The 16526-nt window shown below is 59.4% G+C and carries 15 protein-coding genes; 3 read left to right on the forward strand and 12 right to left on the reverse strand.

The genetic code is table 11. The features are described 5' to 3' along the window. Window positions 1-22: 22 nt before the first annotated feature. From KOM00_RS05855 to KOM00_RS05880, 6 genes are all read right to left on the reverse strand, one after another. Complete coding sequence (locus KOM00_RS05855) at window positions 23-2572, reverse strand: hybrid sensor histidine kinase/response regulator (protein ID WP_236026762.1); 2550 nt, start codon at window positions 2570-2572, stop codon at window positions 23-25. Window positions 2573-2612: 40 nt separating this feature from the next. After that, a complete protein-coding gene (locus KOM00_RS05860; RefSeq protein WP_216497901.1) occupies window positions 2613-3803 on the reverse strand; it encodes an FIST signal transduction protein in 1191 nt (396 codons plus the stop codon). A 38-nt stretch (window positions 3804-3841) separates the two neighbouring features. Then, complete coding sequence (locus KOM00_RS05865) at window positions 3842-4891, reverse strand: DUF3187 family protein (RefSeq protein WP_216497902.1); 1050 nt, start codon at window positions 4889-4891, stop codon at window positions 3842-3844. 201 nt (window positions 4892-5092) lie between these two features. After that, the gene (locus KOM00_RS05870; RefSeq protein ID WP_236026763.1) at window positions 5093-5368 is read right to left on the reverse strand and encodes a YtxH domain-containing protein; all 276 of its coding nucleotides are present in this window, start codon (window positions 5366-5368) and stop codon (window positions 5093-5095) included. Window positions 5369-5392: 24 nt separating this feature from the next. Continuing rightward, complete coding sequence (locus KOM00_RS05875; RefSeq protein ID WP_216497903.1) at window positions 5393-5983, reverse strand: DUF3618 domain-containing protein; 591 nt, start codon at window positions 5981-5983, stop codon at window positions 5393-5395. Beyond that, a complete protein-coding gene (locus KOM00_RS05880; RefSeq protein WP_216497904.1) occupies window positions 5905-6348 on the reverse strand; it encodes a phage holin family protein in 444 nt (147 codons plus the stop codon). The genes KOM00_RS05875 and KOM00_RS05880 overlap by 79 nt, the downstream gene beginning before the upstream one ends. Before the next feature lie 385 nt (window positions 6349-6733). On the opposite strand from KOM00_RS05880, the gene KOM00_RS05885 reads away from it, so the two are divergent. After that, the gene (locus tag KOM00_RS05885) at window positions 6734-7099 is read left to right on the forward strand and encodes a DUF3135 domain-containing protein (RefSeq protein WP_216497905.1); all 366 of its coding nucleotides are present in this window, start codon (window positions 6734-6736) and stop codon (window positions 7097-7099) included. A 157-nt stretch (window positions 7100-7256) separates the two neighbouring features. Here KOM00_RS05885 and KOM00_RS05890 read toward each other — a convergent pair whose 3' ends face one another. Beyond that, the gene (locus tag KOM00_RS05890) at window positions 7257-8306 is read right to left on the reverse strand and encodes an adenosine deaminase (protein WP_216497906.1); all 1050 of its coding nucleotides are present in this window, start codon (window positions 8304-8306) and stop codon (window positions 7257-7259) included. A gap of 566 nt (window positions 8307-8872) precedes the next feature. On the opposite strand from KOM00_RS05890, the gene KOM00_RS05895 reads away from it, so the two are divergent. Continuing rightward, window positions 8873-10246, forward strand: a complete 1374-nt coding sequence (locus KOM00_RS05895) for an ABC transporter substrate-binding protein (protein WP_216497907.1) — start codon at window positions 8873-8875, stop codon at window positions 10244-10246. Window positions 10247-10654: 408 nt separating this feature from the next. Next, on the forward strand, window positions 10655-12376 hold the full coding sequence (locus KOM00_RS05900) for a PAS domain S-box protein (protein ID WP_216497908.1): 1722 nt from the start codon (window positions 10655-10657) through the stop codon (window positions 12374-12376). Between the two features lie 113 nt (window positions 12377-12489). On the opposite strand, the gene rsgA is transcribed toward KOM00_RS05900, so the two are convergent. From rsgA to KOM00_RS05925, 5 genes are all read right to left on the reverse strand, one after another. Continuing rightward, window positions 12490-13590 (reverse strand): ribosome small subunit-dependent GTPase A, encoded by a 1101-nt coding sequence (gene rsgA, locus KOM00_RS05905; protein WP_236026764.1) that lies wholly within the window; start codon window positions 13588-13590, stop codon window positions 12490-12492. Continuing rightward, the gene (locus tag KOM00_RS05910; protein ID WP_216497909.1) at window positions 13572-14153 is read right to left on the reverse strand and encodes an antibiotic biosynthesis monooxygenase; all 582 of its coding nucleotides are present in this window, start codon (window positions 14151-14153) and stop codon (window positions 13572-13574) included. Before KOM00_RS05910 ends, rsgA begins: the two co-directional genes overlap by 19 nt. 110 nt (window positions 14154-14263) lie before the next feature. Then, on the reverse strand, window positions 14264-14986 hold the full coding sequence (locus KOM00_RS05915; protein WP_216497910.1) for a hypothetical protein: 723 nt from the start codon (window positions 14984-14986) through the stop codon (window positions 14264-14266). A gap of 38 nt (window positions 14987-15024) precedes the next feature. After that, entirely contained in the window at window positions 15025-15771 is a 747-nt protein-coding gene (locus KOM00_RS05920) for an SAM-dependent methyltransferase (protein WP_216497911.1), read from the reverse strand. Window positions 15772-15862: 91 nt separating this feature from the next. Next, entirely contained in the window at window positions 15863-16423 is a 561-nt protein-coding gene (locus KOM00_RS05925; protein ID WP_216497912.1) for a hypothetical protein, read from the reverse strand. Window positions 16424-16526: the final 103 nt, after the last annotated feature.

The raw sequence follows: 16526 nt of genomic DNA on the forward strand, positions 1-16526 counted from the left end.
GGGCAAGAAGGCGGGACTCCCGCTACCTGTCCTGCAGCGTTTCCTTCAGTTTCCTCCCCAGCGACTGCAGGTCGAACGGCTTCTGGATGAAATGCCTCCCCTCGTCCACCACACCGCGCTGGGCCACGAGATCCCTGGTGTAACCGGACATGAAGAGCACCTTCAGGCCGGGACGGAAAGCCTCGATGGCGTCAACCATCTCCTTGCCGTTCATCCCCGGCATGACGACGTCGGTTAGGATGACGTCGATGCGCGTTCCCCCGTCCCTGCAGATCGTGATGGCCTCGTCGGCGCCGGAGGCATGGATCACCGTGTACCCCAGGTCCCTCAGGGCGCGCAGCGTCATCTTGCGAACCAGGGCATCGTCTTCGACCAGCAGCACCGTCCCGGAGCCGACAAGGGACGCCTCGAATTCCGCGCTCTCCCCGACCGCGGCGGCACCGGCGAACCTGGGGAAGTTGATCTGGAAGATGGTTCCCTGCCCCGGCTCGCTGTACACGTTGATGAAGCCGTTGTGCTGCCGCACGATCCCGTACACCGTGGCAAGCCCAAGCCCCGTCCCCTTCCCCACTTCCTTGGTCGTAAAGAAAGGCTCGAAGATGCGATCGATGGTGTCGCGGTCCATGCCGCAGCCGGTATCGCTCACCGAAAGCTGCACGTAGTCGCCGGGAGAGGCGTCGAGGTGGTACTGGCTGTAACTGCTGTCCACGGTAACGTTGGCCGTCGCCACGGTGAGCACCCCTCCGTTTTCCATGGCGTCGCGGGCGTTGACGGCCAGGTTGACCAGGATCTGGTCCAACTGGGTCGTGTCGGCGTTGACCTGCCAGAGGTCGGCGGCGGGGCTGAAGGTCATCTTGATGTCCTCGCCGATCAGCCGCCCCAGCGTCTTCTGCATCTCGGCGAAGTGCTCGTTTAGGTTCACTTCCCGCGGCGCGATCACCTCGTTGCGCGAGAAGGCCAGCAGTTGGCGGGTGATGTCGCTGGAGCGCTTGGCGGCGTGGATGATCTGGTCCAGGTCCTGCCAGAGGGGGCTCCCTTCCTGTGCGTCGCGCAGCGCCAGCTGGGCGCACCCCAGGATGACGCTCAGCATGTTGTTGAAGTCATGCGCCACGCCGCCCGCAAGACGCCCGATGGACTCCATCTTCTGAGACTGGAACAGCTGGGCTTCCAGCAGCTTGCGCTCGGTGATGTCCTCCTTCACCGCCAGGTAGTGGGTGATGGCGCCGTTTCGGTCCCGGATGGGGGAAATGGTGGCGTGCTCGGAAAAAAGCTCCCCGTTTTTCTTCTTGTTGAGAAACTCCCCCTCCCACACCTTGCCGCTCGTGATGGTCTGCCAGAGCGTCCCGGACTCCTCCGGCGCCGCTTTCCCCGACTTCAGGAAGCGCGGGTTCCTGCCGACGACCTCCTCCAGCGTGTACCCCGTCAACTGGACGAACTTCGGGTTCACGAACTCGATGCGGCCCGAGGTGTCGGTGATGACGATGGAGACCGGGCTCTGCTCGACCACCTGGGAGAGCTTGCGCAGGGAGTCCTCGTCCCGCTTGCGCTCGGTGATGTCCTGCATGATGCCGTCGATGTAGGCGAGCACGCCGCTGTCGTCGAAGGTGGGGCGGGTGCTCAGGTTGACCCAGATCTTGCTGCCGTCGTTGCGGTAGAATTCCACCTCGAAATTCTTCACGTTTTGCCGCTGGATCATCATGGCGTACAGCTCGTCGCGTCGTTTCGGGTCGACGTAGAGCTGCGGCCCGATATCCACCACGTTCTCCAGCACCTCTTCCGGGGTCTGGTAGCCGAGGATGGCGGCGGTTGCGAAGTTGCAGCTGAGAAACTTCCCCTCCGGGGTGGTCTGGAAGATCCCCTCCATGGCGTTTTCGAAGATGCCGCGGTACTTGGCCTCGGCGAGCCGCTCCTGCTCCAGCGCCTTCTTCATGCCGGCATAGTGGATCAGGTTCTCGATGGCCGAGGAGAGAAGCCCCTGCAGGTTGCCGATGCCGAACAGGGCCTCCTCGCTGTCGCTGACCCTGCGGTTGAACTCGGCGTTTTCCTCGGAGTTCCCCACCGCCACGAGGACCGGGGGATCGGACGGGTTCCCCAGCGCACAAAGGAGATATTCGTTCATCAGGAGCTTGGCGCGGTACTCGGAGAGCGCGTGCTGGCGGGAGCGCTCCGTGCAGATGCGGTAGTTTTCCCCGGCGAAGAGCGGGGAGAGGAAGGGGGCCTTCCTGGGGATGCTGAGGGAGCAAACGGCGCGTTCTTCCTCAAGATCGTAGTAGCCGTCGCAGGCGCAGACCGCATAGGCGGCGCCGTCGTCGCTTTTGTGGAAGAAGAGCACCCGCTCGTAGTTGAGGCTGTTGATGACGTAGCCGGCGGCGAGCTCGAAGATGGCGGTCAGCTCGGTGCAGGTGGAAAGCTTGCGGCTCAGGTCGTAGAGCTCGCTGTACTCCTTGACCTGGGCGTCGAGCTTCTCCTGGTAGTCGTAGAGCCTGCTCTCGGCCTTGACCAGCCTTTTCACCTGCTCCGACAGGATCTCGTTCTCCCGGCGCAGCTTCTCCAACTCGGCTTCCGGCGGCATGTCTTTTCCTGGTTCGCTCATACGCTGCGTTCTTTCGGCTTCAGTACACCACGGTGACCACTGAGGTGAAGTTGTGGAAGCAGTTGTACTTCCGGATCGGCCCGATCTCGCCGTAGGTGTAGAACCCGAGCCACGGCACCTTTTCCCCGAGGTCGCGCTGCAGCGACCTGACCAGTTCCATGCGCTCCTGCTCCTTGAACACCACCCTCCCCCGCCCCATGCATTCGAACTGCAGCACGAACTTGGGCGGGTCGCCGCAGAGCTGCTCCTTGATCTGGCGCGGTATGGAGCGCAGCCCGTTCATCATAAGCTCCTTGTCGCGGCGCACGATCCAGAGCTCGGTCCCCTCGCTGACGTCGGACTGGATGGTGACGGACCCCTCGTGCTCGTCCTTGTCCGTTATGTAACGGATGAAGTATTCCTCGTACCCCTGGCGCAGGTGTTCGGGGGTCTTGAAGCCCAGGCAGAGGTTCAGGGTGGCCTTGTTCCACTTGATGGCCCACTCCTCGTCGAGGTATTCCTTGAGGACCTCCAGGGCCGACACACCGTCGATCTCGTAGATGATGTTCCCCTTGCAGCGGGTTATGGTCCGCTTGGTGCCCACCGGGACGCAGCCGTGGTTGATCCCCCAGGCGACCTGCCCCTTGCCCGACATGACCACGCAGCAGGCCCCGTCACTGAGCACCTCGTCGTCGTGGTACTGGTAGGTCTTGCGGGAGGCCCAGTTGTCGGCTGCAAGCCCGCCGAAGATCGGGAGCCGCGCCGACGGGGAGAGGACCCCCTCGAAGGCCGCCACGAAGGGATCGAAGTCGAACCCAAGCCCGTCCGCCAACAGGAAGAAGGCGCGGCTGTCGGAAGCCATGAGCGGTGCGATCTTCGCCGCCAGCCGCTCGCCGGCGAGGTCGCCGGGCTCACCTATCCCCGATATCGAAGCGATCCCGAAGCGGATTTCGTCGGAGGCGACCGCCATGACCCCTACGGCGAAGTTGGTTTCGGCAACCTCCTCCTGTGCGATGATCCCTTCCCCCGAGCATCCGCACAGCGGTGCCCCGGAGGTCGCCTCCCGGATCGCGGCGATCAGCCTCTGCTGGTGGTACCCCACCGTGGCGAAAACCATCACGAAATCCGGCTTGGCGATTCCCGCCCGCTCCAGCGCGGTCCGGGCCGCCTCGTGCCCCGCCTCGACCGGGTTCTTCCGCATGCTGAACCCTATTCCTACCGACGTCCCCATCACATCCTCCTACCGCAGGGGTAAAGGCATAAAACGTTTCAGAACTGGTGCCCCAATCCCAGGTGCAGCGCGACGTCCGGCGATGCGCCGACGATGACGTCCTCGGAAAGGGCGATGTCCAGGGTGGTGCGCGACGAGAGAGCGACGGTCCCGCCGAAGATGAGCTGCATCCCCCCGGAGTTCAACTCCGAGAATTCGCTGTCCCTGTAGAAGGCGCTGTGCCCGGAGAGCTGGGCCTTCAGCGCGAAGCTGTCGGCCGGAGACCAGCCAGAGCCCAGGGTGCCGAAGCCGACCAGGTTCCGCCGCTGCTCCTTCAGCACCTGCCCGTCCGACATGGCGAGGCCGCCGGCGGCCGCGAAGACGGCAGCGTGCCCCCATTTGCCGGGCAGGGCGTAATCGCTGCTGCCGGTGAGCCACAAGGCGAGGTCGGTGCTGCCGCTGCCGGTCAGGCGGGAACTGCTTCCTGTGGGCGCCTTGAGGCTCCCCCGCAGCGCCAGGGCGACCGGGTTCTCGCCACCGTCGTGGTAAAGCTGCCACCCCCCGGTGAACCTCAGGTCGCCGATACCCAAGCCGGCTTGGTCCATCTCCAGGCGCTGGCGACCGTCCTTCGCGTACGCGAAGCGGAGCTGCCCCTTGGGAGCGTTGGGCCTTTGCCCTTGGGGGAGTCCGAAGAACTCGTGCCAGTCCTCGATGAAACCGTCGAAGATCCCGCCATTGTAGGCGACGAACGGCACGTCCACCCCAAGCTCCAGACTCCGGCCGACGCCGTAGCGAAGGGCGAGGGTGATTCGTTCCCCCTCGCCGTCCAGAAGGAGCGCCTCACGTGTCGTCTCCCGCTTCAGGTAGCTGTTCGCCACATCGACGGCAACCAGCGTACAGCCCTTTCCCGACGGTTGAACCACGGCGCTTTCGGCAGCCGGAAGCCCGTAGATCTGGACCAGGGGACTCTGGTTGAAGGTATGGAAAGGGGTGATCGCCAACGGCTCTGCACGGCAGGGGCGACCGGCAAAAGCCACCAGTACCACCACGGTGAACAACATGGTCCTTATCGACAGCTCTCTGGTCAGGGAGAAGAGTCGGCTAGTCATAGAGAGTCCAGTGAACAGCTTGATATGTATGCAGTGCAACAGATGGTACATGAGCTTTGGGGCAATGGCAAACTAATGTGTCACAGCTCTACCGTCCCCGTCAACCGTTGCGGTTTCTGCCAATGCCCGCCCCTGAGACGCAAAAAGGCTGTCCGCTGCCGGACAGCCCTTCTCGATACTCACCCGCGCCAGGCACGGGGATTAGTGATACTGCTCCCTTTCCTCAATATTTGACGACAACTCCGACACTTTTCCCTCGGCGTAGTCGCGCCCCTTGGCTAGGTTCCTGTTCAGTTTGTCCTGGACTTCCTCGGTCAGCCCTTTCATCTTGGCGATGGCATCGCCGGTCACGTCGGAAACCTTCTCCCTCATATCGTGCCCGGTCTTCGGGGCGTAGAGCAGGGCAAGCCCGGCACCTACCAATGCCCCGGCAGAAAAGCTGACCACCTCGGCCGTCGTGCTCGCATGTCTTCTCATGATGTCCTCCTTTGCCACGGTCTGCTAGACCCTGCGGGTCTTGTGGGTGTACCAGTAGCTCCCCAGAGCCGCCCCGAGGCTCGTTGCCAACCCGCGCCAGGCGACCTTGCCCCCTTCCCTGGGGGTGCCGCCTTTTTCCGAGGCCCTTTTGCCCCCCAAGAACGCCTTGGCGGCAGTCGCTGCCAACGCCCACCCCGACACCGGCGTGCTCTCCGCACTTACTTTCCCGCCGCCGAACCTGCGCATCAATAGCCATAACGCGCTCGCCCCGGCCGCCCGGGCCACAGCCGCGCCCGGGTGCACCTCGATGGCCGGTTTGCGCGCCGTCCTCACGGTTACCCGCTCGCGCACCCGCCTGCTCCCCAACAACATCAGCAGCGCGCCCCCACCGACCAGCGAAACCTGCACCGAGGTCCGCTGGGCCAGATCGAGGGCTTTGGCGATTCCCTGCCAGGCGAACAGCTTCGCCTTACGCATCCCCTGGCGCTTCAGGTAGCGGGGGGAGAGTCTCTGCTCGAGGGTCTGCACCGTGTGCGTTATATCGCTTTCCGTATGCCGGATTTGCTCGCGGATCCTCTCCGGCGACTGCTCGTCAACCTTAACGTTTTCGCCCATTGTACCGCCTCCTTCAAAGCCCCCACCGTCTGTTCGGGCTTGGCATCCATCTCCCTGACGTCCTTGCCGCCTTTCAGGACCAGGACCGCTCCGATGGCGATCAAGCCTGCAGCCACCAAAAGCGCCGCCCCCCAGGCGGGCATCACGGTGGCAAGCCCCAGCACAACGGCCGCCAGGAGCACCAGGAACCCCGTGTAGATGAGCACCCCGCCTACCCCTATCGCGGCGGTGTCCTTGGCAACCTCCACCACCTTCTCTTTCATTTCCACCGTGAACAGGTCCAATTCCTGCCGGAAAAGCAGACGCACTTCCCCGGCCAGCTCGGACACCAGTTCGCCAATAGTCCTTTCACCCTTATCCGCCATGGCAGCCTCCTTTCGCCGCAGGAAGATCCTCGGGGTTCCCCCCAACACGCAAATCTTTGTACAAATTAATGTTAAGGAGTTTACCCTTTAATTGCAAGGTTATTGGCGGGAAGGCGCGGGGGTGCAAGAAGGCCCGAGGAGAAAGGGATCGGGGCGCTCCCTGAGGGGAGTGCGACGCACAACCGGCCAGAAGGATGGACTGTCCGGGGCAGCGGTCATGGTAATGGTAGCAATGGAAAAAGGGGGCGCACTGTGTTACTGTCGCCCCCCGTCAGCCGTATACACAATTTGCTGGAATATTTTCCCCAACTGGTTCACAATTAGAAAAACTCAATCAACACCACTGTCACAACTTTCATTGTTATGCAAGGAGAAGGAGCGTGTCATGAGTACCAAAAGAGAGTTTACAGCCTATACCCCCGACGAGTTGAGGGAGCTATATAAGGAGAATCCCGCCATGTTCGACGAACTGGCGGATGAAGCTTTGAAGAAAGCGTGCCGGGCGAGGACCCCGGAGAAGACCCTGAAGCTCCAGCAGATGCAGTGGTCGATGACCATGCAGATGCGCAGGGCAAGCAGCAACCTCGGGCGGATGCACGTCATGGAAAACATCTTTTACACCCAGGTCTACGGCAAGAACGGCCAGCTTGAGAAACTGGTCGACAGCTGCAACACCCTGCTGCGCGCCATAGGCAAGAAGCAGCAGATCATGGGAAAGGAAGAGGAGAGCGTCAAGCTGCGCAGGGTTTGACGGTGCTCTAACCCCGCCAAAAAAAGGAGCCGCAAAGCCTCAATATCCAGAGGCTCTTGCGGCTCCTTGTCTTTCCCCCTCCCCGCTCACCCCGGCTGTTGCGGCAGTAGTCCCGGCAGTTGCCCCCCCCAAGCCTCAGGCAGGGTCCGCCGCCGCATTACCTGCCGGCGCAGCAGTCGGCGAAGAAGCAATCCAAAGCGGCGATCCAGCCCTCCCTGGTCTCATCGGCTACAAAGCTCGCCTCGAAGCTGTTGCGCGCCAAGAGGTACGCCTCCCTCGCACCGAGTTCGGGGAGCGCCGCGAAGGTCGCCGTGAAATTGTCGTTGAGATACCCCCCGAAGTAGGCGGGATCGTCCGAGTTGATGGTGGCGACGATCCCCTCTGCCAGAAGCCTGCCGAGGTTGTGCAGGCCCAGCTCCGGAAACACCGCCAGCTTGACGTTCGAAAGCGGGCACACCGTCAGCGCGACCCGCTCCGCCGCGAGCCGGGCGACCAGCTCCGGGTCCTCCAGGCAGCGCACGCCGTGGTCGATCCTTTCCGCATGCAACAGGTCGAGGGCGTCGCGAATGTACTGTGCCGGCCCCTCCTCGCCGGCGTGGGCCACCAGCCGGAGCCCCAGTTCGCGGCAGCGGCCGAAAACTGCGGCGAATTTCTCCGGGGGATTGCCGCGCTCGCCGCTGTCCAGTCCGACGCCGATGAACTTGTCCCGAAACGGCAGCGCCTGCTCGAGGGTGGCAAGGGCGTCCTCCTCGCTTAGGTGGCGCAAAAAGCAGAGGATCAGGGAGGCGGAAAGGCCAAGTTCCTCGCGCCCCCGCTGGACCGCGCGGTAAAGGCCGTTGACGACCGTTGCCATGGGCACGCCCCTGGCCGTGTGGGTCTGGGGGTCGAAAAAGATCTCGGTGTGAACCACGTTGTCAGCCTTGGCCCGGGCGAGGTAGTTCCAGGCCATGTCGAAGAAATCCTCTTCCGTCTGCAGCACGCCGGCGCCGGCGTAGTAGATGTCGAGAAAACTCTGCAGGTCGGTGAAGGCATATGCCGCGCGCAGCGCCTCGACCGACGGATAGGGGAGCTCGATGCCGTTTTTTTGGGCCAATCGGAAGATCAGCTCCGGTTCCAGGGAGCCTTCGATGTGGATGTGCAGCTCCGCCTTAGGCATGCGGCGCAGGATGGAGGCCAGCTCCTGACGTGGGATCGAATCCAGGTTCATACTCACTCCGTATCGGTTCTTTTTGTTACGCCCGAAGGCGCGGACCGGAGATATTGCCACAACCGTACATGCACGACAAACACCTTTCGCGCCTTGCGCAATTATAAAAAATCAACCGCTCCACCTGCAATGAAATGCCGAGCCTCTGGCACCCCCATTACTGGACCAGGAAGACGGTGTTTTGGGGGTTATCGTCCTTTGACATGCATTTTAAACTATTATACATTGCCGGTTAATTTGGTAAGGTCCATTCACAACCGTCTCAGGCGCGAAATGCATCTCGCGTTCCAGGAAACACGGAGTTGCCCCGCTTGACATCCTTCAGGTTGCAGCGGATCCGCGAGGGCCGCCGCTTCACTTAACCCTTTTTTAACCATAGTGGCAACGCGGTGAGATCGCCTCGCCGGTGCCCGAGGGGCCTGGAGACGGGCACCTCGCCGTTCCTCTCTCAAGAATCGCGCCGTTGTGCCGAAACTATCCATACGGGCGCGTTTTTTCACCTGTCGCCCCTGGTTCCGACAATGGGACCGCACGGGAAGCGGAGTTGCCTCCCCATGGAGAAAGCGATGTCCAGGGTTTTCTTTCTTAGCAGCCTGCTATGCATGCTGGTCGGCGTCTGCCTGCTGGGCACCGTGACAGGTGCCACCTGCGCCGAGACGCCCCTCGGGAAGAAAATCCTGATCCTCAATTCCTACCATTCGGGGTACAAGGGATCCGACGACGCCGTGGAAGGGTTTCGCGCGACGCTGCTAAAGGCACTGCCGGACACCGAGATTCAGGTCGAGTACCTGGACTCGAAAAACAACAGCGGCAAGGAATTCGACGCCAAAGTCATCGATCTGCTCAGGTTCAAATATCAAAAACGCCACTTCGACCTGATTTTCTCCACCGACGACTATGCCTTCAACATCATCGAACGGCACAGGGAAGACCTCTTCGGCGCCACCCCGGTGGTCTTTTGCGGCACCAACTCATTCGACCGCTCCAGGCTTTCCGGCCGGCACGGCATCATCGGCATCGACGAGCGCCCAAGCTTCAAGGCCACCCTCGACCTCATCTTCGACCTTCATCCCGCGACCAAGGAGATCGTCGTCATCCGCGACGACTCCGTTACCGGCCAGTTGAACGACATGGAGTTCCGCAAGGCCGCGGAGCAGTTGCAGGATAAAGCCACCTTCTCCGACTGGGCCGGGCTGCGACTGGACCAATTCATCAGTCGGGTCAAGCAGCTGCACCCCGGCAGCGTCATCCTCTATTTCGCTTCCTTTGTGCAAGACGAAAATGGCGACCGGGTCTCCAGCAACGAGGCTCTGCGCAGAATCTCCACCGTCAGTCCGGTCCCGGTGTACGGCGGCTGGGAATTCAACCTGGGCGAAGGAATCGTCGGCGGGCGGTTATTGAACCTTCACGAACACGGTGCCGCAGCGGCGGCGTTGGCCGTGCGGGTGCTTAAGGGCGAGTCCATAGACGCCCTCCCCCCCGTCACGCCGAGCCCAAACAAGGACATGTTCGACTATAACGAGCTGCGGCGCTTCGGGATCGCACAGGGGAAACTGCCGACCGACAGCATCATCGTCAACCAGCCCCCGGGCTACCTCTACAGTCACCGGGTCGAGATACTCTCCACCATATCGGTTCTGCTTCTGCTGGCCCTCACCATGAGCTTCACCAAGCTGATCAACAGCCGGAAGAACCTCCAAATCCACAGGGACGCCCTGGTGCAGCGCAACGAGGAACTGGAACAGGCCCTGTCCAAGGTGAAGGTGCTGGAGGGAATCATTCCCGTCTGCATGTACTGCAAGAAGGTAAGAAAGGACGAAAAAAGCTGGCAGCAGATGGAGTCCTACATATCCCAGCATACCGAAGCCCAGTTCAGCCACGGCATCTGCCCGACCTGCTTCGACGACAATTTCTCCGGCAAAAAGCCCAAGCAGTTGTAGGGACGGCGACCTCACCGGTGGTCAGTACGGTGAGTCGCGAGCGTCCCCCTCCCCCCTGAAGAGAACACTTCCCAAAAGCCCCGCGAGCAGGGCATTTCTTCGTACCCCCGTCCCCCAAAGGAGCCATCGCATCATCGGCAAACGGCTTGATGGAAACGTTCTCGATATTTCGGACGGAGCCGGCAGGGATGCGTCAAGATACCAAGAATTCCCTCTCACGAAACAGAGAAAAGGAGGATGTACTTGCCGCGCAACCAGCGCGGAAAAGACTATGAAGCATGTACTTTGATATGATATACGAATCGGTAACCACTGGGCATGCCAAAGATTGGATCAATCGCGCCCGCGACCCGATTGATCGGCGCCTGGTAAGCAAGGGCAGTCGATGCTGTATCAGAAGGAGAGTTTATGTTGTCGCGGCTCCGAAAAGGTCGCTGGTTTTCTATCGGCACGGGAAGCATCCTGATACTGGCGTCGTGGCTCACGGACAGCTTTCTCGATGCGGTGGTGTTTTCCGAAGGCAGCTTCGTTCAGCAGCTTCTGCACCCCGAGGCGCAGGAACTGACCTACCGCCTCCAAACCATCCTGTTTCTGCTGATTTTCATGACCTGTGCCTGGCGCAAGTCAAGAAGCGAGCAGGAAGCCACCTCGGCACTGGAAGATACCGTGGCCAAGCTGGCCCTGGAAAAAAGCCGCACGGAAGCCATCCTCGCCAGTGTGCCTGACGCGGTGACGGTCCAGGACCGGGACTTCAGGATCCTATACCAGAACCCCCCGGCCAGACAGTTCAAGGGAGAGCACCTGGGACAGCCCTGCTACAGCGCCTACCACGACCGCGATACCGTCTGCCCCGGCTGCGTCGTCAACGAATGCTTCCTCGACGGGCTGCCACACCGGCAGGAGTCAACCCATGTTATCGACGGTCAGACACGTCACATCGAGACGGCGGCCGCCCCGCTGATGGATGCCACCGGTGCCGTCACCGCTGCCATCGAACTCGTACGCGACGTCACCGAGCGAAAGACCAAAGAGATCATGCAGAAGCAGCACTCAGCTGCCATAGAAGCATCCATCGACGGCATCGCCTTGTTGAACCCTGACGGCGAATACCTCTACCTGAACAAGGCGCACGCGGCCATCTACGGCTACCCGTCGCAGCAGGAACTGATCGGCCGTACCTGGAAGAAGCTGTACACCGACGAGGAGCGCCAACGGCTGGAGCCGCTCATCTATGGTGCATTCCAGAAAGGGGACGGCTGGCGCGGCCAGGCGACCGGGCTCAAGAAGGACGGGTCCCTGTTCCCTCAGGAGATATCCCTTTCGCGTCTGGAGGATGGAGGCATCATCTGCGTGGTGCGGGACACCTCCGAGCGCCAGGAATCGGAGGAGGCGATCCGGAAATTGAACGGGAGCCTGCGTCAGCAGACCCTCGAGCTGCAGGCCACCAACCGAGAGCTGGAGGCTTTCAGCTATTCGCTGTCGCACGACCTGCGCACGCCGCTTACCACCGTCTACGGGGCCGGACAGGCCCTTGCCGACATCTACCGCGACCAACTGGACGAAACCGGCCAATGCCTCTTGAACGCCATCCATACCGGATGCGAGAACATGGAGGAGTTCATCGAGGCGATGCTGGTGCTGTTTCGGGTAACAAGAACGGAACTGAGTTGCGAGGAGGTGGACCTGGGCCGCATGGCGGATGACATTATCGCAGAACTGCGGTCGTACGACGTGGAACGCTCACTGAAATGGCAAAACGCTGCAGGTATGACCGCTTGGTGCGACCCCCATCTTGCCCGCGTTCTGTTGCAGAACCTGCTGGGCAACGCCTGGAAGTACACCTCCAGGAACGAACACACCTGCATCGAGTTCGGGCAGAGGATGCGCGACGGGGTGCGCGAGTTCTTCGTGCGCGACAACGGCATCGGCTTCGAGATGAGCGAAGCCGACAAGATCTTCAAGCCTTTCCAGCGCCTGCGCCCCTCAAGCGACTATCCCGGCACCGGGGTCGGGCTCGCCACCGTGTTCCGGATCGTCGACCGGCACGGCGGTGAGGTGCGCGCGGAGGGCGAGGTTGGCAAGGGCGCCTGCTTCTACTTCACCCTGCCAGGGCAGCAGCATCACATCTGAAAAGGTCGCATCCGCACACAACCGCCCGCGACCTCCCTCTTCCGCCTGGGGGACTCATGCCTTCTGCCAACCGGGGCAAAGATCGCCGCGTCTTTTGGGTCAGGCGTATCTTTCTACTCTCCTCGCAAATCATTCTTTACCGATTTGATGTATTTGCCGAAGTCTCGATCTTTCTTCCTCTTTTCAGCATATGACATCTGGTAGAACTCGGACTCCGCTTTCAGTTTTGTATAGTTCTTGTAGTGCTCTTCATCGACTTCACCGGCACTCAGCGCATCCAGGACCGCACAGCCCGGCTCGCTCGTGTGGGTGCAGTCGCGGTAGCGGCAACTGGATGCAAGGGCCTCTATGTCGACAAAGCTTCTACCTATGCCATTTTCCACACCAATGATGCCAAACTCCCGCATCCCCGGGTTATCGATTACCAGCGCACCGTTTCCCAGAAGTATCAGTTCCCGGCGTACCGTCGTATGTTTTCCTTCGCCGGTGGCGCTCAAGCCTTGAGTTTCCAGGCTACCCCCGCCGATCAGTTCGTTGATGATGGTGCTTTTGCCGACTCCGGACGACCCTACGAAGCAGTACGTCATGCCCGGCAACAAATTTCGCTTCAGCTCGTCGATCCCTTCTCCGGTCATATTGCTCAGGGGCAGCACCGGCGCGGTGATACCGGCAGCACGTATCTGAGAAAGCTGGGCCGTCAGCACGTCAGGTTCAACGAGGTCTGTTTTGGTAAGAAGCACGCAAGGGGTTGCGCCACCTTCCATAATCATAACCAGGTAGCGTTCCAACCGATTCAGATTGAAATCATAGTGACAGGACTGGACGACGATCACGTAATCGATATTTGCCGCGATCATCTGCGATTCGTTGACCCCGCCGACGGCTTTGCGGCACAGACTGGTTCTGCGGTCCAGCACGGTGTGAATAAGCCCGAAGTCATCATTGAGTCCCTTCTCGACGCAGACCCAGTCTCCCACGCACGGCAACACTTCCGGCCGCCGGTGATGGTGCAGGTAACTGTCGGACAGCTTGGCCCGGAAGGTCCCCGTGTCGTTCAGGAGCAAGAGTTGATCGCGGTCCACCGCCGCCACGCGGGCCACCGTCTCAATCGACTCCCCCTGCAGTGCCGCGAGCCGCTCGAACCTTTCGTTCCACCCCAACTTTTCAAGTTCCGATTGCTTGTTTGACATTTCTTTCACCTTGAGAACAGCCATCGCTGAACAAGTCTCGTATAGCGAGGCATCACCACGTAGACCATAAGGAAAACGACCAGTCCGGTTACGGCCAATGTAGCCAATAAACGGTTATCTTGAATGCCAAGGTAGTGCAGAGTTGGATGAACGACCAATGGCATACCTAACGCCAGAGGGAAAATGGCTGACCATGTAACCAGAAACTGTTTCCAGCGCACCGGTATCCTGGCTTTCGCGCCCACCGGGGTAAACCAGAAATCCAGCCCGCTACTGATAAAAAAATCGTCGCCGGTTACTAACAGAGGCCGAACCTTTTCTATCAAACGGACGCGAGTCGGGGATTCCATCCATTCACGCAAATGCGCCTCAGTATCGAACCGAATGATGACGGTATAAGTTTCTGTCAACCCTGGTATCGGACGAACAATGTGCCAGTCCAAATGCCCCTGTGAAGCCTTGCAAAGAGGCGCAATTTCCTCAAGCCACTTTTCGTAATCTGTCTGCTTGTTTTCGCGCAACCTGTGAGTAATAACTACCGTCGCGCCCTCGTTGTTTTTTGTATCAGCAGTTGGCATTGTGCTCATGGTATTGCCCTCTCGTCGTTACTACTCCCAACGTGCCAAGACACAGCAGCGGCGCGAAGTTTTTCGCGCCGACGGTGTGCCACCGCGAGTTGGTGCTCATGCTATTTAGATTAATCCTTGGCGAAAATACCGACATCAACCTTACCGGCATCAATCATCTGCCAGAGTTCGATGGAGCTGTCAATAAAGCCCCTTAAAACAATTGATTTGTCGATAGCAACAATTCTTCCATGCCTGTAAAAAAACAGGTCTTCGCCTGTTGAATCAAGAACAATGCCATTCAACGGTGACTTAATTGCACTTATTGATAATTCATTGACCGGACTTCTTGTCAAACAAGCGCGAAGCTGGTGTGCTTCATCATGTCTATTCACGTAATTTATATTGGTGAGTGGATTACGATGTGTATGTACGCATTTCAGGGTTTCCGACAACCCCTTGCCGGAAACCTCGTCAATTATGGAAAACACAGGAAGCCACTTCGGGAGTTCCGGCCTAAGATGAATCACTGTCTGCCATGTCCCGAACCGACCGGTGGGAAGGACGAGAGTAAATATGGTTACGAAAAAATTTCCGTATTTCCCGCTATAGATTTCTCCAATTGTCGGGGAGTTGAATCGCGATCCGTCGAACATGGATTGCAGGCACGAGCAAGATGTTGCATTCAAATAACGCCCAAACTGATTCAGACTAATCCTCTTAAGTCCACATTCTGAAACTGCTTTTTCAATATTACTAGCTGACTTGGGTGCCAAGAAAATAATAGCCGTGGTAAAGGTGGCTAGAATCAGCATACCACTTGCAAATGGATTTAGATCCTTCAGCCAGTCCATCAAAGTTCCTCAAAATTTCTTTTCATCACGACAACGCATCACCGCGGCATCAGCGCAAACACGCCCCAGCCCAGGTATTCACGCGTGTAAGCGGCGTAGCGCTCGGGTCCCGAGGTCAGTTGGGCCCGGACCTCTTTGACTAACTCGTCTTCGGGATTTGCCTCAAGCCATCGGCGCATGGTGAGCCATTTGGCCGCCTCGTATCTGTCCCAGCTGTCTTGGTCAGCCAGGACCATTTCAACGACGTCGTAGCCAAGGTGGCCGAAAGACGCGAGAAGTTCCGGAAGCAGGAGAAAGTCGGAGATCGAGTTGGCAAGACACCCCTTGGCGACATCTTCCGTTGGCGGTAACTGCCGCCAGTAGGGCTCGCCGACGAGGATGATCCCTCCGGTGCGCAGGCTCCGCGCCAGAAGCTCGATAGTGCCGGCGACACCACCGGCGATCCAAGTGGCACCGACACAGGCTGCCACACTGACCTTCTCGTCAGAGACATAACCGGCAGCATCGCCATGGATGAACCTGACTCGATCGGCAACGCCGAGTTCTACAGCACGAAGTTTCGCTTGCTCAGTGAACAACTGGCTCATGTCGATGCCGGTACCGATGACGCCGTGATCGCGTGCCCAGGTGCACAGCATCTCCCCCGAACCACTGCCGAGGTCGAGCACTCGAGCCCCCGCTTCCAGACGCAGCGCTGCGCCAAGAGTGGTAAGCTTTTCGGGTGTGATCGGGTTGTGGATGCGGTGAGCACTCTCAGTGATATTGAATATCCGTGGAATGTCCATTGTGGGAAACGTCCTTTCTAGTCGGAATAGATTTGATTACGTCCCTAGTCTCAAGGCGTCAGCGGAGGCAGCTGTCGCCGCTGGCTGCGTGTCACTCTTTATAATCAGCTGGCTTGCAGGATGGCACTACGTCATAGCCAAGATAGTAATATTCGTGCCACTGCCTTTTCGACTTTAGGTCCTCTCCAGCCCACACAGTCAAATGCAGCCCTTCATTGCTGGTGCATGAACGGAAAGACTCAGCGGCTCCATCACCGTCGAGATCAACTCTGACCTTATCTTTTACAATCTTGAAGCCGTCACTGAACCCGACAACTGCAATTGATGGCTCAAAATATTCACCTTCTGCCGCTGGGAACGAGTAAAACGAAGCGCCTGCTGGGGGATCGGGATTTCTTGAACAGCTTGCCTTGAGTTTCTTGAGAATCTTCTTCTCCACAACCTTCTGCTGATTTCCGGCAATCACCAGCTTTATCTTCTGGTTTTCTCGTATGTACGGATTGCGTATGGTCAGACATCCGCCACTTGTCGGAGTGACCTCAGCGATACCAATTTGAGAGCTGTAGTTGAAATTATTCTTTTTCTCATCTGCAAGCGCTGAGGTGTTCACGGTAATTAGAGCGACTGCGACAAGCGATGCCACTTTTCGCATGTTTATCTCCATTTCGTTGGTCAACGGACCGGACTTTACCGGCGGCGTCAGCCGTCTGATGACGAAAAAACAGACCATATATCAGGAAGAGGTGCTTGGGTCT

Source organism: Geomonas diazotrophica, assembly GCF_018919385.1.
Classification (GTDB): domain Bacteria; phylum Desulfobacterota; class Desulfuromonadia; order Geobacterales; family Geobacteraceae; genus Geomonas; species Geomonas diazotrophica.